This is a genomic window from Advenella kashmirensis WT001, assembly GCF_000219915.2.
Classification (GTDB): domain Bacteria; phylum Pseudomonadota; class Gammaproteobacteria; order Burkholderiales; family Burkholderiaceae_B; genus Advenella; species Advenella kashmirensis.
This window is the reverse complement of record NC_017964.1, coordinates 2,911,179-2,930,276: the sequence shown is the minus strand read 5'-3', so window position 1 is coordinate 2,930,276 and position 19,098 is coordinate 2,911,179. Positions and strand designations below refer to the sequence as shown.

The 19,098-nt window shown below is 53.3% G+C and carries 12 protein-coding genes and 4 pseudogenes; 9 read left to right on the top strand and 7 right to left on the bottom strand.

All coding sequences use genetic code 11. The features are described from left to right. The first annotated feature begins 80 nt into the window (after window positions 1–80). Together TKWG_RS13740 and TKWG_RS13735 are read left to right on the top strand one after the other, a co-directional pair. Complete coding sequence (locus tag TKWG_RS13740; protein ID WP_014751404.1) at window positions 81–920, top strand: class II aldolase/adducin family protein; 840 nt, start codon at window positions 81–83, stop codon at window positions 918–920. Window positions 921–1,026: 106 nt separating this feature from the next. Continuing rightward, a pseudogene (locus TKWG_RS13735) lies at window positions 1,027–2,399 on the top strand (MFS transporter). A 29-nt stretch (window positions 2,400–2,428) separates the two neighbouring features. Here TKWG_RS13735 and TKWG_RS13730 read toward each other — a convergent pair. Next, the gene (locus TKWG_RS13730) at window positions 2,429–3,109 is read right to left on the bottom strand and encodes a GntR family transcriptional regulator (RefSeq protein WP_014751402.1); all 681 of its coding nucleotides are present in this window, start codon (window positions 3,107–3,109) and stop codon (window positions 2,429–2,431) included. Window positions 3,110–3,360: 251 nt separating this feature from the next. Between TKWG_RS13730 and TKWG_RS13725 the strand changes: the two are divergent. Beyond that, window positions 3,361–4,922 (top strand): annotated as a pseudogene (locus tag TKWG_RS13725) (Rieske 2Fe-2S domain-containing protein). Window positions 4,923–4,991: 69 nt separating this feature from the next. Next, window positions 4,992–5,990, top strand: coding sequence for a PDR/VanB family oxidoreductase (locus TKWG_RS13720; protein WP_014751401.1), 999 nt, complete (start codon window positions 4,992–4,994; stop codon window positions 5,988–5,990). Between the two features lie 178 nt (window positions 5,991–6,168). On the opposite strand, the gene TKWG_RS13715 is transcribed toward TKWG_RS13720, so the two are convergent. From TKWG_RS13715 to TKWG_RS13705, 3 genes are all read right to left on the bottom strand, one after another. Continuing rightward, a complete protein-coding gene (locus tag TKWG_RS13715; RefSeq protein ID WP_014751400.1) occupies window positions 6,169–8,157 on the bottom strand; it encodes an acetate--CoA ligase family protein in 1,989 nt (662 codons plus the stop codon). Window positions 8,158–8,270: 113 nt separating this feature from the next. Then, window positions 8,271–9,071, bottom strand: a complete 801-nt coding sequence (locus TKWG_RS13710) for an enoyl-CoA hydratase/isomerase family protein (protein ID WP_014751399.1) — start codon at window positions 9,069–9,071, stop codon at window positions 8,271–8,273. A 28-nt stretch (window positions 9,072–9,099) separates the two neighbouring features. Then, entirely contained in the window at window positions 9,100–10,092 is a 993-nt protein-coding gene (locus TKWG_RS13705; protein ID WP_014751398.1) for a Bug family tripartite tricarboxylate transporter substrate binding protein, read from the bottom strand. Between the two features lie 151 nt (window positions 10,093–10,243). On the opposite strand from TKWG_RS13705, the gene TKWG_RS13700 reads away from it, so the two are divergent. Continuing rightward, entirely contained in the window at window positions 10,244–11,020 is a 777-nt protein-coding gene (locus TKWG_RS13700) for an IclR family transcriptional regulator (protein ID WP_014751397.1), read from the top strand. A gap of 119 nt (window positions 11,021–11,139) precedes the next feature. Here TKWG_RS13700 and TKWG_RS13695 read toward each other — a convergent pair whose 3' ends face one another. Beyond that, a complete protein-coding gene (locus TKWG_RS13695) occupies window positions 11,140–11,547 on the bottom strand; it encodes a DUF1801 domain-containing protein (protein ID WP_041710310.1) in 408 nt (135 codons plus the stop codon). Between the two features lie 20 nt (window positions 11,548–11,567). Next, entirely contained in the window at window positions 11,568–12,119 is a 552-nt protein-coding gene (locus TKWG_RS13690) for a GNAT family N-acetyltransferase (protein ID WP_041709531.1), read from the bottom strand. A 352-nt stretch (window positions 12,120–12,471) separates the two neighbouring features. Here TKWG_RS13690 and TKWG_RS13685 point away from each other — a divergent pair, with 352 nt between their 5' ends. Next, the gene (locus TKWG_RS13685; RefSeq protein WP_041709529.1) at window positions 12,472–13,671 is read left to right on the top strand and encodes an MFS transporter; all 1,200 of its coding nucleotides are present in this window, start codon (window positions 12,472–12,474) and stop codon (window positions 13,669–13,671) included. Between the two features lie 30 nt (window positions 13,672–13,701). Here the strand turns inward: TKWG_RS13685 and TKWG_RS13680 are convergent. Continuing rightward, window positions 13,702–14,675: pseudogene (locus tag TKWG_RS13680) on the bottom strand (glutathione S-transferase family protein). Window positions 14,676–15,025: 350 nt separating this feature from the next. Between TKWG_RS13680 and TKWG_RS13675 the strand changes: the two are divergent. From TKWG_RS13675 to TKWG_RS13665, 3 genes and pseudogenes are all read left to right on the top strand, one after another. Further along, a pseudogene (locus tag TKWG_RS13675) lies at window positions 15,026–16,524 on the top strand (catalase). Between the two features lie 402 nt (window positions 16,525–16,926). Further along, the gene (locus TKWG_RS13670; protein WP_014751393.1) at window positions 16,927–17,835 is read left to right on the top strand and encodes a LysR family transcriptional regulator; all 909 of its coding nucleotides are present in this window, start codon (window positions 16,927–16,929) and stop codon (window positions 17,833–17,835) included. Window positions 17,836–18,047: 212 nt separating this feature from the next. Then, window positions 18,048–19,031, top strand: coding sequence for a Bug family tripartite tricarboxylate transporter substrate binding protein (locus TKWG_RS13665; protein ID WP_014751392.1), 984 nt, complete (start codon window positions 18,048–18,050; stop codon window positions 19,029–19,031). Window positions 19,032–19,098: the final 67 nt, after the last annotated feature.

Here is a 19,098-nt window from a genome sequence, read left to right as displayed (position 1 = left end):
TCGTTTGTCAAGGGGGCTGCTGCGTGGGACGATGAGGGCGTTCAAATTTCATCTATTGCGTATTTAACAGGAGAAATCGCATGGCAGCTGTACTCGAAAAAACCGGTATCGTGCTCGATGACGGTCGTGTATCCATTTACCAGCCCGAACAAAAAGAGTTGATATTTCCCCAGCTCCCGGAGTTTACGAGTGTCTTGGCACACAGACAACATTTGAAAGAACGGCTTGTTGCCGCGTGCCGCGCTTTTGCCTTGCAGGGGTACGACTACGGTTTTGCCGGACACCTGACCATTCGGGATCCCGAAGATCCGGGATTGTATTGGACCAATCCGATGGCGGTTCATTTTTCACAGGTAAAGGTATCAAACCTGATTCTTGCAGATCACACCGGAAAAGTCGTTGAGGGCAGGCATGCCATTAATCGGGCAGGGTTTGTCTTGCACGCAGCGGTACATGAGCAGCATCAGGATATTGTCGCCATGTGCCATGCGCATACTGTGTATGGGACTGCATTTGCGGCTTTGGGAAAACCACTGGCGCCCATCAGTCAGGATGCTGCAGCGTTTTTTGAAGATCATGTTGTGATTGGCGACGAAGCTGGGCAGGTTGCGGTGGAGGTCAAGGCCGGCCATAAAGTGGCCAATGCATTTGCCGGTGTGAAGGCGGCCATTCATCAGAATCACGGTTTGCTGACGGCGAGCCGTCACAGTATAGAGGCTGCGGCGTTCTGGTTTATTGCGCTTGAACGTTGCTGCCAGCAGCAATTGATGATTGAGGCTACCGGGATCACACCTCGCCTAGTCACACCAGAGCGCGCACGTTATAGCCGGGAACACGTGGGCAGTGAATACATCGGTTGGTTGCATTTCCAGGCAATCTGGGATCAGTTAGTGGCTACGCAGCCTGACATGTTTGATTGATGTTTATATGGCGGCTTTCGCATGGCGTGCGTCATGCGAAACGAACAAGCCTGAGATGACAACAATCAGGCCGGCCAATTAACCCTACTTTTTGGTGGAGACAATAATGCAGATTGAAAATGATGTTGAACAAGGCGCTGTCAAGGATGAGGCAGGGCTCTACAGGAAAGTGATGTGGCGGCTCCTGCCATTTCTCTTTCTTTGCTATATGTGCGCCTATCTGGACCGTATCAATGTGAGCTTTGCCAAATTACAGATGCTGAGTGATTTGTCGTTCAGCGAAGAAGTTTATGGATTGGGTGCAGGGGTATTTTTCATTGGATATATGCTTTTCGAAGTACCCAGCAATTTGGTTCTGTTGCGAGTGGGGGCAAGGCGCTGGATAGCCAGGATTATGGTGACATGGGGAGCTGTATCGGTATGCATGATGTTTGTGTCCAGCCCGACAAGTTTTTATGTTCTGAGATTTTTATTGGGCGTTGCCGAAGCGGGGTTTATTCCTGCCGTCTTGTTGTACCTGACGTACTGGTTTCCCTCTTCGCGCAGAAGTAAAGTGACTGCGCTGTTTCTTACAGGCATTCCTATGTCAGGTGTGATAGGGGGACCTTTATCCGGCTGGATACTGAATGGTATGGGGGGCGTATATGGCCTGTCGGGATGGCAGTGGCTGTTTGTGTTGGAAGGTATTCCAACGATCGTCATTGGCGTTATTGCCTTTTTTTACCTCGATGACAGCGTCGCCGATGCCAAATGGTTGAATAGAGCAGAAAAAAAAGTCATTGCGGCAAATTTGCATGTCGATAAAGAGGGACATCAATTGCATTCGATCAAAGATGGGTTGCTTAATCCCAAGATATGGCTCATGAGCTGTATTTATTTCTTTTTTTCCATGGGGCTATACGGGGTAAGTTTCTGGCTGCCATCGCTGATCAAGGCAACAGGAGTAGACGATCCACTCAATATCGGTATATTGTCTGCCATACCCTATGGGGCAGCGGTGATTGCGATGGTGATGGTCAGCCGCCACTCCGACGATAAGGGTGAACGTAGGTGGCATTTAGCCGTTCCAGGCATTGTCGGCGCACTCAGTCTTTGTGCCAGCGTCATCTTCGCTCATAGCCCCGTTGTGGCAATTTTTGCCCTCACCATAGGAACCATGGGCGTAATGACGACCATCTCTCAGTTCTGGACATTGCCTCCTGCCATTTTGGGCGGAGCTGCAGCGGCAGCAGGCATTGCGCTTGCAAATTCAGTTGGCGGTATATCCGGTATGGTCAGCCCTATCTGATTGGCTGGTTCCAAACTCACACCGGTAATACCGGTAGCGGGATTTACGTTCTCGCTGTCAGCATGATGATTGCGAGCGCGCTGGTCTTTGCCATCCCGGCCAGAATGGTGAACAGTAAAAAGCAAGCAGTCATGAAGGTTCAGAACGAGACCGGGGGCGTACGCCGTCCCGTTGTTGCGGCAGAAATCTGACTGCTGTAAAGACAAGCAGAGTGATCAGGCTATGCCTGGTTGCTTTGCTGTTTTAGCACTTCGTCCAGTCGTTTTACCAGACTGATACGGGCGCGTTGGGTATGTAAATCGGTCAGTTCCACTGCGCGTTTGCTATCGCCTTCTGCGATTGCGCTGGCAATGGCTTCGTGTTCATCCCAAATGGATTGCCGTTGCGCAGATGATTGCAGCACTGCGCCCATCACTCGCCGTAAATGGTTCCAGTGCACGAGAGCACTCTCTGCAATCAGCGGATTGCCCGAAGCCTGGTAGATGGCGGTATGAAAGGCAATGTCTGTATCGATAAGCGCTTTGACGACCCCACTTTGGGAGGCTTGACGACCGTTAATAATCAGTTGCGGATCTATTTTTGCCTTGCGCTCGGCAGCAAGACGAACGGCGAGCATGTCCAGAGCACCCCGGATCTCATAAAGCCTGCCGGTCCAGTCCGGGTCAAGGGGAGAGACCAGAATGCCTCGTCCTGGCGCATCCTGAACAAAGCCGTCTTTTTTCAGTAAGCGTAATGCCTGTAGCACCGGCGAGCGGGAAACCGCCATTTGCTCGGCAATCTCTTCCTGAGTGATGCGCATTCCGGGTGCCAGACTGCCATCGCTAATTGCGTCAAGCAGCGCTTTATACACTTCGTCGACGTAGTCGGGACGGGACTGAAGTTTCATAAGTTTGTTGTTCATGATGTTCTTTTAAGACGTCTGTGTTTGATAAAGCCGCAGGCCACGGGCGCGATATTGCAGACAAGCGCTGCCAAGTCTGCTCGGTTTTACAAATTGTAGCGCATTCTCTGTATACAGAATACAAAATCAAGGGTTTACCCATATGTACAGGGTTTAAGTAGCATCTTATTCTCTGTATACAGAGTTCAGTATACATTAAATTGATAATTAACCCGCAATGGGCATTCACAACCTTGAGAGGACGAGAGCAAATGAGCAAACCAATGGATAAAGCAGAGCAGGGTCGAAGCGCCGGCACTTCGGCTACGGTGACAAAAAAACTGATTCCTTACGGCGGCTATTACACCAATAAGATTCCCGGTCATGATCCCGAATTGACAGAGGTCGGGCCGGGTACGCCGATGGGCGAATACATGCGCGGTTTCTGGCATCCTGTTTGCATGGCAATGGAATTGACCGACACGCCCCGATTTTTGAAAATCCTGGGTGAAGAGTTGGTGGCGTTCAGGGACGGTCGCGGGCGCGTGGGTGTGTTGCATGCCCATTGTGTCCATCGTGGCGCTTCACTGGAATATGGGGCAATTCAGGAACGTGGCATTATGTGTTGCTATCACGGTATGGTGTTTGATGTTGACGGCACCTGCCTGCATGCGCCGTTTCCTAAGGGCGAAGAAAAAGAAGCAGAAAAATTTGCCTGTTCCATTCAGCAGGGGGCATACAAAGCGGTGGAACGCAACGGGCTTATATTTGCGTATATGGGTCCACCGGATAAAGAGCCGCCGTTTCCTGAATGGGAAGGAAATTTTACCGTCGCCGAAGGTGATGAACTGGTGCCATTCAGTAATTTCCAGCATTGCAACTGGCTGCAGGTGCAGGACAATGCGGCAGACAATTATCACACCATGGCATTGCATGCGGCAAAGAATGTGGTTGATGGGCATTATCAAGGCACGACCTTTGATGAAGTTGGCGCCGCTTCCATGGAGGTGCCGCCTGATATGCAATTTATTCCCGTGCATCAGGGTCGGAGCCTGGCTTGCTCAGGAGCCCGACGAGTGGACAAAGACCGGCTGTTTATTCGCGTACAGCACCAGATACTGCCGAATCTGAGCCTGCACGCATATACCTCGGAAGATGCTCAAAGAAAAAGTTGTTCAGCCGTTTTCATATCATCCGCTGGACCGTACCTGTGGATGATGAGAATGCCAAAATGATCGGTTGGCGTGTCATGGGCCCGGGTATCGATACGCGTGGCGTGGGAGACAAAGGCATGGTGGGCTATGAAACCATCGATTTCCTGGAAGGGCAGGTCGCGATGCGTCGACCAGAGCGTTTTGGAAAATATAAGCTGGAAGATATGCCACCCATTCCGTCCAACCACCGGGAACGGGCCAATTATAAAGAATGCCAGTATGCACCTGGCGATTATGAAGCCATTATTAGCCAGCGTCCGATTGCGATTCATGCGCTGGAGAATCCGACCAAATTTGATGCCGGCTTGTATATGTTCAGAAAGCTGTTGCGGGATGCCATCCGTGGTACTAACCCGGCAGCCTCGGCCGATGGCTTCAGGCAATGGCTGTTGGAGACTGGCGGCGCACCCAATAGTTACTGCTCGGGTAATGTCTTTGACCTGCCCGAAGCGCAGACCGTTGAGGCCGAAGTGGCGCAGCGGCGATTTGTCGCCAAGCAGATTGTTGCCATTCTGACAGAAAGCGACAAGCACACGGGTTCTGCCCGCACGGATTTTGTGCGCGACAGGATGGAGCTGCTGGAAAAAACGGCGAAAGACACTTACGGTCAACAGGTGTAAACGACGGGCGGGTACTGTGCCCGCCGCGAGCGCGTTGCACATAACGATATCAACGATGGTAGACAGGATATGAGCACAGATATAACGACGAATCCGGCGAGCGCGACAGCGTCAACGCTTTCATTGCTGATCAGGCAGATCCGTTATGAGGCTGCCGGCATCAATTCATATGAACTGGTTCATCCCCATGGTGACGATTTGCCGGCATTTACTGCCGGCGCTCATCTGGATATACACATACAGCCAGGCTTGATACGGCAATACTCGCTGTGTAATGATCCTTCAGACACAAAGCGCTACGTCATTGCTGTGCTCAAATCCGAGAGCGGGTTGGGCGGATCAAAAACCTTGCATGAAACGCTCAGGGTGCAGGACCTAGTCAAGGTCAGTGTGCCGCGCAACCATTTCCCGCTGCAACCTGATGCCAGAAAAATTCTGCTTTTGGCAGGAGGCATTGGTATAACGCCCTTAAAATCGATGATCCATACCCTCGATAGTTGGTCCATAGATTATCAATTGCATTATTGTGCGAGGGACGCGTCATGCGCGGCGTTCACCGACGCTTTCGCTGACCATACAAAGGTGCATTTGCACTTTGATAATGGCGATCCGGCCCGAGGTTTGGATATTGCATCGCTGCTTAGCGCCCCGGAGGACGGCACACACGTGTATTTTTGTGGTCCTCCCGGTTTTATGCAAGCCTGCACACAAGCGACGCAGGGCTGGCCCGACGGTACCGTTCATTGTGAGTATTTCAAGGCACCGGCGGCTGAGCGTAAAGATAAAGAATCGGATTCAGAATCTGACGGCAGCTTTAAGGTGAAAATAGCCAGTTCAGGCCAGTACATTGGTGTACCTGCCGATAAAAGTTTGATAGAAGCACTGTCCGAGGCGGGAATTGAACTGGAGACGTCTTGCGTTTCCGGTTTGTGCGGGACATGCAAGATTCGCTATCTGGAGGGTGAGGTTGATCATCAGGACTACATTTTGAGTCCCGATGAACAAGCTGAATATCTGACCGCGTGTGTGTCCAGAGCGAAAAGCGAGCTGCTGGTGCTTGATCTGTAAAATATGCAATGACCGATTGCCGTGCCTGCGTTTTGTGGTGCCGGCCTGCCTGGTGAGGAGTCCATGAGATGACAGTGCCGGCAATCCTCTGGTCATTGCATTGCCCAATGCAATCGTTGGCCGGTATTAATTGACCGGACTGGTTGGCCAGATTAATCAGTCGAGTTAATCGGTCCCATCAATCGCCCAGGATCGCAATACCATCTGCCGCTTTGACGCCTTGCCCGTCAGGCAGGACAAACAGCGGGTTTATTTCAGCTTCAATAAGCTTGTCTCCCAGGCTGGCCACCATATTGGAAAAGTTCACGATGGCTTGGGCCAATGCTTGCTGATCCGCTTTAACGCGGCCGCGATAGCCATCGAGCAGAGGCCAGGTACGCAGATCATGCATCATGTCATAGGCCTGGGAAAGACTGAGCCCGCCTTGTTCCGGCAACAGACGCATGGTCGTGTCCTTCAGCAATTCTGCAGTCACACCTCCCATGCCAAGCAAAATGGCACTGCCCAGCGCATCACGATGAAAACCCAGGATCAGCTCGATGCCCGATGTCACCATCTGCTGCACCAGAAACTGCTCAGCACGCACACCGGTTTTGGCATGGACTTCTGTTTGCATCCGGGTAATGCAATCGGCTACCTGCTCTGGCGCAACACCCACGCACACGCCACCGACATCGCTTTTATGCATGATCTGGCTGGACAATATTTTCAGTACAACGGCAGAGCCATATCGCAGGGCGGCAGCCTGCGCCTGCGCCGGGTCCGAAACGATGGTCTGTTCGGCGCCGTCAATGCCGAACCGGGAAAACAGGTCTCTGGCCTGGGCTTCGTTCAATGTTCCCACTAACAGAGCTGCCAGCGGGGGCGACGGGACAGCGCCTGGCGCCTGCAGTGTAGATTCTGCCTGGGTTTGCCACATGGCTTCCAGGGCAATAGCGCAGGACTCCGGTTCCATAAAGGCAGGTATGTGCTTTTGATTGAGCAGACGGGCCACGTTTGGTGCATGGGGGCTGACGAATGCAATAATGGGCTTGTCTGTTTGCGGCAAGCAATCACAAATGGCATCGGCCATCAATTGCGGATTGCCCAGGCTGGATGAACCCACGACCATGACCAGTGCGTCATAGTCGTCACTGGCCGACAGAGCGCTAATGGCGCCGCGCAACAGATCAGGCTGTAAACCGGCCAGGGTCACATCAACCGGGTTGCGATCCAGCGCTGCCGGCATATCGCCCTGAAGTGCTCGTAATGCGGCAGCAGTCTGCTCGCCCGGTGCCGGAGCCTCGAAACCGGCTACACCCAGGCTGTCTGATACTAATGTGCCCGCGCCGCCGGTTGAAGTGAGGATGGCGACACGTCTGCCGCGCAGCTTGCGTCCGGTTGATAATGCGCTTGGCATATCCAGCAGGTCGCTGAATCGCTGGGCACGGATCACTCCGGTTTGCAGGAACAGGGCGTCATACATGGTGTCCTGGCCAGCCAGCGCGCCTGTGTGCGAGACGGCCGCCTGGGCCCCCGCTTCAGATTTGCCGATCTTGAATGCCACGACAGGCTTGCCGGCATGTCGCGCGCGCAAGGCGGCGGCGCGAAATTTCTGTGGATTGCGAATGGATTCGATATACAGTGCAATTACTTTGGTGGACTCATCATCGACCAGATAGTCGATGAAATCGGCCATTTCCAGGTCCACTTCATTACTGGTCGATATCAGTTTGGACATGCCCAGTCCGCGTGCCGCTGCACGCGAGAGCAGGGCGCCCAGAATGCCGCCGCTTTGCGAGACCACGCCAACGTCGCCGACCGGGAACTGGTCCATTTCCAGCGCTCCGCTTGCAGATAGCGGAATGCCATCGGTCAGATTGACCAGGCCGATGGTATTTGGTCCAAGTATTCGCATTGCGCCGGCGGCCTGCTGCAGTTGTTGCTGGCGCTCTTTGCCTTCGGCGCCTGCTTCGGCGTATCCGCTGGCAAGCACGATGGCTGCTGCGGTGCCTTTTTGCGCCAGTTCCCGAACCGCCTGATGCGCACGCCCGGCGCCCAGCAAAATAATGGCAACATCCGGAACGGCCGGCAGGGAGTTAATGTCCGGATAACACGGAACGTCGCCAATATGAGTGACGCGCGGGTTAACGGGATAGATGGGGCCATCAAAGCCATGTTTGCGCAAATAGGCCAGGGCCTGCCTGCTGTTTTTCTCAAGTCGCCAGAGGCGCCGATGATAGCCACGCTGCGTGGCCGAATAAGACGTGATATTGCATTCATGATTGTGTTGCTTTCCCGTTATTTGGCGGTCTTTTTTTCGGCCATCCTGGCCAGGAATGCCATCACGGCTTCCCGGTGCTCGGTGCTGGTGTAACAGATGCCCTGGGCCTGGCTTCCCTGGGCAAATGCCTGCGTTGCAGTCAGCTCGAACGTCTGATTCAAAATGGTTTTTCCCAGTGCCAGTGCAGTGCCTGAACCCGCGCTCAGTTCTTTTGCCCATTGCTGTGCGTTGTCCAATAATGCATCGGGCGAGACCAGGCGATCCGCAATCCCCAAAGTCAATGCTTCCTGTGCGGCGATGGTGCGTCCGCTGAATATGAGATCCTTGGCTTTGGGCAGGCCGATGCGTCGCGGCAGGAAGTACATACCGCCGCCATCGGGAATCAGGCCGCGATTAATATATGACCAGCTGAATGTGGCGGCTTCCGAGGCGACGATAAAATCGCAACTCATGGCGGTATCGGCGCCCAGGCCTGAGGCCGCACCATTGACCGCGGCAATGGTGGGCTTGGGCATGGTATGCAGCAGTGATATGGCATGGTGAACGCGCTGCTGGCGACTCCAGCCGTTGATGGCGACCTCTCCGGGTGCTGCCTGCATGCGTCGCTGCATGCCAGCGATATCTCCGCCTGCGCAAAACCCCTTGCCATTGCCGGTCAGAACCAGCGCCCGAATGGATCTGTCGGCCGCGATTTGTTCCAGAGCTTCGATAAACTCGGTCCGCATATCGTCACTCATGGCATTGCGTTTTTCAGGCCGATTGAGAAATACAGTTGCAATACCGGATTGCACCTGGACGTTGATCAATGTGTGTGTCATATCACTGCTTCCTTTGTTTCGATTGTGACTAGTCCAGCGTAATATTGCTGGATGAAATTACCTTTTTCCAACGCGCTTGTTCGCCTTTGATATAGTCTTCGAGTGCCTTGGGGGTGCCTGTTGAGATCACCAAGCCCTCGCCTTGAACTTTTTTTCTGAATGTCTCGGTGGCGGCGGCTTTATGCGCAGCGGCATTCAGCGTCGCGATGACCTCGGGTGGCGTACCGGCGGGTGCGTACAGGCCATACCAACTGTCCAGCACATAGTCGGGCACCCCGCTTTCGGCAATGGTGGGAGTGTCCGGCAGTGCAGGAGAGCGCTCGGCTGTGGTTACACCCAGTGCCCGCAAGGTGCCCGCTTCCAGGGATGGGCCTACCGCAGCGGCGGTGCCGAACATCGTATCGACATGGCCGCCCAGCAGATCATTGAGCGCCGGCCCTGCGCCCCGATAAGGGACATGCGACATGTTTATTTTTGCCAGAGATTCGAGCAGTTCACCGGCCAGATGCGCCGAGGTGCCGACGCCCTGAGAGGCATAGGTGAGCGTGCCGGGCTTTTGTTTTGCTGTCTCGATCAGATCCTTTACAGATTTGATCGGGCTGTCGGGCCGGACCACGAGCACGCTGGGAGAATGGCCGATCATGCTGATTGCAGCGAATGCCTTATCTGTATCGTAAGGCAGCTTGGGATGCAGATAAGGATTAACGACATGGGCAAAAGTCGCCATCAGCAGCGTGTATCCGTCGGGGCGCGCCCTGGCCACTTCATCCGAGCCGATTGTGGTGCCTGCCCCGGGCTTGTTCTCTACTATCACCGGCTGTTTCAGTTCGCGCGCCATGCCTTCTGCCAGCAGTCGGGAGATCATATCCGTGCCGCCACCAGGGGCGAAGGGGACGATCAGCCGTACCGGCCGCTCCGGAAAGGCTGCATGTGCCGCCTGGCCCGCAAGGGCTGCTGTCAGGCCGGTGATGGCCACAAAGGCTGCCTTCAGGCAAGCACTTGATATGTTTCTTTTTTTCATGAGGTCTCCTGTCATTGTCTGGTTGTTCAGGTACTGCTTTGCAGCGCCCCAAACTTGTGTTGGCGTATCAATATTACGATTGCAGTTTATGCGTTAAACTTGGCAAAAGTAATAACTCAATTTCACTGGATGGAATTGACAAGGAGGACATATGGTCAGCAGTAAAGTGCAGGAACGACTGGGTCGACCGGCTCAAAATCGTTCATTGGAGCGTGGGATCGACATTCTTCGGGCGTTCCGTCCAGGCGCCGACTTGATAGGGAACAGTGAGTTGGCTGAACGCACAGGCCTGGCGCCGGCAACGGTCAGCCGCTTGACGCAAACACTGGTGCGCACTGGAATGCTTGATTACGATGCCCGCGAACGAGCCTATCGCCTGGCGGCGCCGTTACTCAGCTTTGGGCACGCTATGCGTTCAGGATCGCCGGTATTGAAAATTGCAGGGCCGCTGATGCAGCGCGTTGCCCAAGCGCACAAAATCAATGTGGGTATAGCAGTGATAGACCACGATGAAATGGTCTATCTGGAATCGGTGCGCTTCAACAGAAAAGTTTCGCTGCGCAATGTAGTCGCAGGGCAGCGGGTACCCATTGAATTGACTTCACTGGGCCGGGCATATCTGGCAAGCATGACACCGCAGGCGCGCGATGAGTTGATGCAACGCTTGCACCTGCGTCGCCATGCAGACTGGGCTTCGCTGGAACGGCAAATTCAGCAATCCTTGCGGCAGGTGCGAAAATCTGGTTTCTGCGCCGCATCCTGGCAACCGAACGTGATTGCGCTGGCAACGCCGTTGCGTTTCAAATATCAACCCGTTCATGTATTGAATGTCAGCGTTAATACGCATCTGCCGGTAGTCGATATTGTGAGCAGACTCAGCCCCGTTCTGATGGAACTGGCCAGCGCTGTACTTGGAGCGGAAGATTGATTGACCAGCGGTATTAGCGTTGGAACAGATTGAACGGCAGCAGCGAGGCATGAGTCGGGCAGCTAGCGATTGCAATCGTGATTGTTTTAGCGGGACTGTCCAACTCTGGCTTGCGTTGTTTAATCAGTTTTTCCTGCCCGGTGTTTTTTCAATTGCCGGGCTTGCTGCTTTTGCTGATTAAACTGGATCGCGGCCTGGATAAGCTTCTTTAGTGCTGGCTTATTGATTTTATCCCCTTCAAACAGGTCAATAGCGCGCCACTGTTTTCCGTCCAGGCCGGCGTTAAAGAGTTTCTCGGGATCGGGCAAATGGGCACCCTGGGAAAAGGTGAGTTTGACTTTGTTCTTGTGTGCGTTGCCAACCACGATATGGCCGTCGCGAGACCATACCGGGCTGCCCATCCATTTCCAGTCTTCGACGATGTTACTGTCGGCGGCAAGAATCGTCTTGCGCAGCTCTGCCAGCATGCTGCCACGCCAGTCTGCCAGTTTTGCGATCAGATCGTCAATGTGTTCAGAAGCGGCCATGGCAATCATTCTCCAGCGGGTTATCTGGTAAAAGGCGGGGTCGCGCGATAGAGCACATGCTGGCGTAACGGGTGACCTTCGGGCAACGCGGGATGCCCGAAATCATCACTGGCATGGTGGCGCATGCCTAATCGCTGCATGACCAAGATGGACGGCGTGTTGATTGCTGCAGTATAAGCCACGACTTGTGGCAAGCGTAAGGTGTCAAAGGCGTAGGCGAGGGCAGCGCGTGCGCCTTCGCTGGCGTAGCCCATTTTCCAGTAAGGACGGGCGAGACGCCAGCCAATTTCCACACAGGGCATAAACGGGGCATCGAAGGAGGGCACGGACAACCCGATGAACCCGGCAAAATCAGTCACACCGGTAATCTGCACTGCCCAAAATCCAAATTGCGTGGTGTCAAGGCGGTCGCGTATTCGCGCAGCGAGGGCGTCGCTCGCCTGTCGATCCAGCACAGCGGGGAAATAACGCATCACTTGCGGATCGGCATTCAGTTCGGCAAAGGCAGGCAAATCGCTATCGCGCCATGGCCTTAAAATTAAACGAGAGGTAGAGAGCACTGGCGCAGACATGTTTGACTTTTGAAGGGGTGTTCCGGAATATTTTACACACGATACGTTGCTTTGTTCATGCGGGAACACTAGCCATTGCCAATATTTGATCAACGTTGCTTTCGGGTTATTGATCAAAACTATATGTTTCTGATGCTTATTTCTTCAAAATCGTCGAACTGCCAATGCCCAATGTTCAGTGAGTACTTTGCATATATTACCGACGCTTGGCCAATGGGGACTGACGATCTTCTCCAGATGGTCGGGCAATGTCCATGCTGCGGTGCGTTACAATTAAAACTTCGATCATAAAAATCTCAATCAGAGGCATCCGTTGAATACGCAGTCGATTCCAATAAATAAAGTCAAGCTCATGCTTTATTTTCTGTTGTCCGGATTTATTTTGAGTCAGGCTTATCGTACTGTGGGCGGTATCCTTTCGGTCCCATTGAAGACCGAGTTCATGCTCGATAGCGACAGGCTGGCCGGGGTGATCGGTTCATTTCATATTGCATTCGGCTGCCTGCAGGTAGTGATCGGTATTTTGATCGACAACTTTGGTATTCGAAAGACCATTCTTGTTGTTTCTCCGTTTTCAGTGGTGGGCGCGGTGCTGTCTGCCATGGCCGTGTCTCCGGCAATGCTGCAGTGGGGGCAGATTTTGATTGGCTTTGGCTGTGCGCCGGCCTTTCTTGCGTGTATCGTTCTGATGGCCCGGCATTTTTCGGGCAAGCAGTTCTCAATGATGTATGCCTTTGCCTTGGGATCGGGCAGTCTGGGCTTGATTTTTACAGCGACACCGACCGCCTGGCTGGTGGGACATTTCGGCTGGCGTAGTTGCTTTTATATTCTGGCTGTCTTGAGCTTTCTGACCTGGCTGCTGATTTATTTTGGCGTTCGTAATGTGGACAGCGGTCTGGAGGCATCATCGCTCAGTCTTAAACAGAAGACCCTTGTGGCAGTGCGTTCAATATCGGGCTATAAGGCCTTGCTGAAAATTCGGGAAACGCCCGGTATTCTGTCGCTGGTGTTCGTCATTTATGCCGCGTTTTTGACGCTGCGAGGCTTATGGCTGGGGCCGTTACTGGTCGAGCGTCATCACGCAAGCCTGGTTTTTGCAGGAAACCTGGCCCTGCTGCTGTCCATTATTTCGGTATTCAGCCCGATGCTGTTCGGTCGCCTGGATCCGGGTCCAGGCAAACGCTACGCGTATTTATGCGTTCAGCCGTGGGTTCTGGTGATTGCGTTCGTTGTCCTGGCGTATAGCCAGCAGCTGTGGCTCAGTATCGCGGCAATCGTGGTAATTGCAGTGGCCGCCAGCAATACCGTCTGGCAGCTGGCTGACGCCAAAGAGGTGTACCCGCAGAACATGCAAGGGCGCGCCATTGCGCTATTTAACACGTCGCTGTTTCTTGGCGCATCATTTATGCAGTGGATCTCGGGCAAGGCTCATGATATTTTTAATTTGCAGGGCCAAGATATTTTTACCTCGGCCTTTCTGATGTCCGCTATTGTCCTGTCCATAGGAATTATTGCATACATCATATTGCGGCGACCGGCACGCCGAGTGTAAGCGGTGGGGCAGGAGGTAGGGCTTGCTGCTTTATAGCTTACGGCTGGGCGGGCGGTCCAGATCCAGAACCGGACCTAACGGGACGATTCCATTCGGATTGATGGTCTGGTGGCTCTGATAGTAATGCTGCTTGATATGTTCAAAGTCAATAGTGGCGGCCACGCCCGGCCATTGATAAAGCTCGCGGGTGTAGCTCCACAGGTTTGCGTAGTCGGTCAGTCGCCTCAGATTGCATTTGAAATGGCCGTGATATACCGCATCAAAGCGGATCAGGGTGGTGAACAGGCGCCAGTCAGCTTCGGTCACGGTTTGCCCTAGCAGATAACGCTGCTGACCTAACTCAGTCTCCAGCGAATCCAGTGTGGCAAACAGGCTCATAACTTCTTTTTCATAAACTGCCTGGTCGGTCGCAAAGCCCGCCTTGTACACGCCGTTATTGATACTGTTATAAATTCGCGCATTGACCTGATCAATTTGCGGCAACAGCGCAGCAGGCGAGAAGTCAACTGGTGTCGCGCCAATGTCGTCAAATGCGCTATTGAGCATGCGGATGATTTCTGCTGATTCGTTGTTCACAATGGTGTTGCGTTCCAGGTCCCACAGAACCGGCACCGTGACGCGACCACTATAGTCGGGCTGTGCTTTCAGGTAGACTTCATAAAGATAGCGGGCGTTGCCAACCGGATCGCCCACGACGCCGCGCCCGGTTCAAACGTCCAGCCCTTGGCCCCCATGTATGGGTTGACAACAGACACGCTGATCTTGTCTTCCAGACCTTTGAGTGCGCGCAGGATCAGAGTGCGATTTGCCCATGGGCAGGCCAGCGATACATATAGATGGTAGCGTCCGGCTTCGGCCTGAAACCCGCCATCGCCGCTCGGCCCGGGGCTGCCGTCAGCGGTGACCCAGTGACGAAACTGCGCATCGCTGCGGACAAAGCGTCCCCCGCTACCGGCTGTGTCGTACCATTGATCCTGCCATTTTCCATCGATTAATAGTCCCATTGTATTCCTTGCTATTGCGCTGTCGGATCGGATTCATTCTTGCTTGGGCGGCTCCAGCCGGTAGCCAGGCGCGGGGTGCGTATAGCAACGCGCCGCGGTCGCAGAGATGTGCCGGCTCCAGAGCATTGAATGACTCTTTACGGCCTATGATAGCCCCTGCCGCCATGAAATTGCAAAGAAGGCCACTGTGTTTCAGGAGAAAAGACCGCGGCCAGCCGCTATTCGATTAGATGGAACATGAGTAGGATAGACTTTCCCAATTGCCGCCGGAAATGGCTTATATTAACGGTGTGAAGCCGATCATTACAGAGATGGCTTTGCTTATTTTTGTGCAACAGGAGATGTTTTCCATGAATGAATCCAGCAAAAAAAACGCTACTGGCTCTACCACAGGCGCAGGTGCACCTGCGCAAAGTGATCGCAACTCGCTTACTGTCGGACCAAACGGGCCCATTTTGCTTCACGATGTTCATTTTCTTGAGCAAATGGCGCACTTTAACCGTGAAAAAGTGCCGGAGCGTCAGCCACATGCAAAGGGTGCCGGCGCATTTGGCGAGTTCGAAACGACGGAAGACGTCTCTGCATACACGAAAGCTGCAGTCTTTCAAAAAGGCTGTAAGACCGAGATGCTGGCACGGTTCTCTACCGTAGCAGGCGAGGCGGGCAGCCTGATACCTGGCGCGACGTGCGTGGCTTCTCTCTGAAATTCTATACAGACGAGGGCAACTACGATCTGGTGGGTAACAACACACCGGTATTTTTTGTGCGCGATCCGATGAAATTTCCGCACTTTATTCGCAGTCAGAAACGGCTGCCTGATTCCGGCTTGCGCGACAATCATATGCAGTGGGACTTCTGGACCAGCAATCCTGAAACAGCGCACCAGGTTACCTATCTGATGGGTGAGCGTGGGCTGCCACGCACATGGCGGCATATGAACGGTTACGGTTCACATACCTATATGTGGGTCAATGCCGCCGGTGAAAAATTCTGGGTTAAATATCATTTCCATACGAACCAGGGAATGGCATTTTTCAGTAACGCCGAAGCTTCTGACATGGCGGGTAAGGACGCCGACTTTCACAGGCGTGATCTGTTTGATGCCATTGCTCGCGGCGAGCATCCGAGCTGGGTGATGTCGGTGCAGATCATGCCCTATGCCGATGCGGCCAAGTATCGTTTCAACCCCTTTGATCTGACTAAAACCTGGTCGCATAAGGATTATCCGCTGATCAAGGTCGGCACGATGACACTGAATCGCAATCCCGAGAACTTTTTTGCGCAGATCGAACAGGCTGCATTTTCGCCCGGTAATGTGGTTCCAGGTATCGGTCTGTCTCCGGACAAAATGTTGCTCGGACGCGCCTTTGCATACAACGATGCGCAGCGTAATCGGATCGGTACCAATTTTCATCAATTGCCGGTGAACCGCCCTAAAGTTCCCGTCAATACTTATATGTTCGATGGTCAGATGGCTTATGAGCATAGCGGTAATGCACCTGTTTACGCGCCTAACAGTGCGGGACGTGACTGGGCAGACGCCACCGGGAAAATGGACGACGGCTGGGAAACGGATGGCGATATGGTTCGTCAAGCTTATACGCTTCATGCAGAAGATGATGATTTCGGCCAGCCCGGCACGCTTGTTCGCGAGGTCTTCAATGATGATCAGCGCAGCAAGCTGGTAGAGCAGGTGGCCGGCAGTTTGCTGGGAGGCGTGCGCAGTCCGGTTCTGGAGCGCGCTTTCGATTACTGGAAGCGCGTTGATGCAGACGTCGGGCGTCGTATTGAAGAAAAAGTGCGTGCAGGCAATGCACCCGAGCCGGCAGCCGGCGAAGGCGAAGCCTGACCCTGAATCCGGCAGATCGCCCGCGAGCGTGCACATGCGTCTGGCTCAAGTGACTGGCGTAGATCAATGGCCTAGGCAAAGATTTACGCGATGAGCTTAGTTGATGTGTTTAAGCGATGTGATTAGACAAGGCGTGTAAGCGGGTGAGGGCGGTTCAAAACAGCCTTCCGGAGCGTTGAATGCCAACTGTGATAGTTGGTATTTCAGCGCTTTTTTGTTGGCAATATTGATAGTTGCCACAAGCAACTGTGTGATGCCGCCATCATAAGCGCTGCCCCGACGTTGTTAATTTTATCTTGGCAGCGCTATTGACGTGATGGCCGCATAATATCTGTACGACATGTGCTCAAGCATAATGGTATAACCATTTCTGACGCCGGTTTATTCTTAAAGGAGTGGGCGATGGATTTGCGGCAGCTTGAGTGCTTTATTTGTGTAGCCGAATTAGGCAGTTTTACGCAAGCAGCGATGGTGCTTGGCGTAGGGCAGCCCGCGCTTAGCCGGCAAGTCAGAGGCCTGGAGGTAGAACTCAGGCAGACTTTGTTCTACCGCAATGGACGCGGTGTGTCTCTCACCGAACCAGGTAAACGGTTGCTGGCACACGGACGGATAATCCAGACGCAATTTGAGCATGCCCGTCATGATGTAGACGATGCCAGAGGCTGCGCGCTTGGACGTGTGACTATTGGCCTTCCTTACGCCGCAGCTCGGGCGCTAAGCATTCCTTTTATAAGAGCATTCAGAGAGCAATATCCGAAAGCTAGCCTATGTATCACCGAAGGTCTGACTATCCATCTGTACGAATGGCTACAGGCGGGGCGGATCGATATTGCCTTGTTGCACGACCCGTTACCGTCTCCTGGCCTCGATTTATATCCGGTTCGCAAGGATAACCTTCTATTGCTTGCGTACAAGGAGAGGGAAGCGTCGGCCATTGGTCCATCGATACCCTTGCGCAAAGTGGCAAGCTTGCCGCTCATCATCCCTTGTCGACCACATCCGTTGCGCATGATGGTTGAGACCCGGCTGGCCAACATGCAGTTGAAGCCCAACATTGCGCTTGAAATTGACGCGGTAGCAACGATCGTTAAAATTGTCTCGCAAAATGAGGGGTTTGCCATAGCGACGGATCACGCCGTGGCGATCAGCGACGCAAAGGAACATCTGCATATGCGTCGTATTGCCGCTCCGCGCATGATCAGTACACTGGTTATGGCTACTTCAGCGGACCGACCTCGCACAACACTGGTCGTTCGCACCTGCGAACTGTTGCAAAAAATTGTGGGCAACCATTCTCGAGGTACTGGCTAGGGTGCCGGCGATGTCTTGTTGTTCCGGTCAAATACGGCGCTCAATACCTAGTTCAGATATGTATTTTAGGAATATTAGCTAGTCTGAAATGCTTCTTTTATTTGAAACGAAGAACTATTAGCATGGCCCGGTGGTGAAAAAACAATTGTTTCGCTACAGATTTGAGGGCAGTGATACCGCCAGTTACCATAAAAACAGCAGGAGACAAGCTCATGAAACATATCACCGAACAGCTAGTCAGGAAATTTCTCATATGCGTCATTGCGGCTTTTAGTGTCATTGGCGTGCCGGCCAACGCGGCGTATCCAGAAAAACCGATTACATTGGTCGTTCCCTTTCCGCCAGGGGGGGCCGTTGATACATTAGGCCGAATTTTTGCGGACAGTATTAATGCCCAAACCGGTAAACCGGTGATCGTGGAAAATCGGGCTGGAGCCAATGGCAATATTGGCACCGAGGCAGTGGTAAGGGCTGCGGCTGACGGTTATACGGTATTGATTGGGGCAAACGGCCTGGCTACCAACCCGGCGGTGTATCCCAAGCGGGGGTTTAATGAGGTCAGAGATCTTGCTCCGGTCGCTTACGTAGGTTATGCACCGTTAATCCTTGTCGTTACTCGGAATTCTCCGTACAAGACATTTTCTGAAATGTTGAGTGAGGCCAAGGCTAAGCCGGGTGCCATTTCTTTTGCCACGTCTGGTAGTGGAAGCGCGCCCCACCTGGCCTCAGAGCTGCTAAAAATAACGACCGGTACCGACATGCTGCACGTTCCCTACAAGGGAGGCGCACCAGCCAAACTTGATCTGGTTTCGGGTCGGGTTTCTTTTATGTTTCTCAATCCTCTGGAGGCCGTACCCCAGGTGGAAAGTAAAAAGTTGCGCGCTTTGATGGTTGACAATGATAAGCGCATTGCGCAAATGCCTGAGGTTCCTACCGCCAAAGAGCTCGGTTATCCCGATCTAGAGGCAAAAGTCTGGTGGGGATTTGCGGTGCCAAAAGCGACTGCACCTGAAATCGTCCAGACGCTTAATGCATACATCAACAATGCCTTGAAAGACCCCACAGTCCAAAGTAAGCTGGAGAAAATGGCGATTGAAATTGGTGGCGGAACGGTCGAACAATTCAGTACGTTTTATCTTGATCAGGTCGACAAATGGGAGAAGGTAGTAGAAAAGGCCAACCTTCGCGCCAACTGATACTGAATCCAATCAACTGCCTGTAAACAAGTAGACTTGCCTGGCATTGCATGAATTAATAGGATGG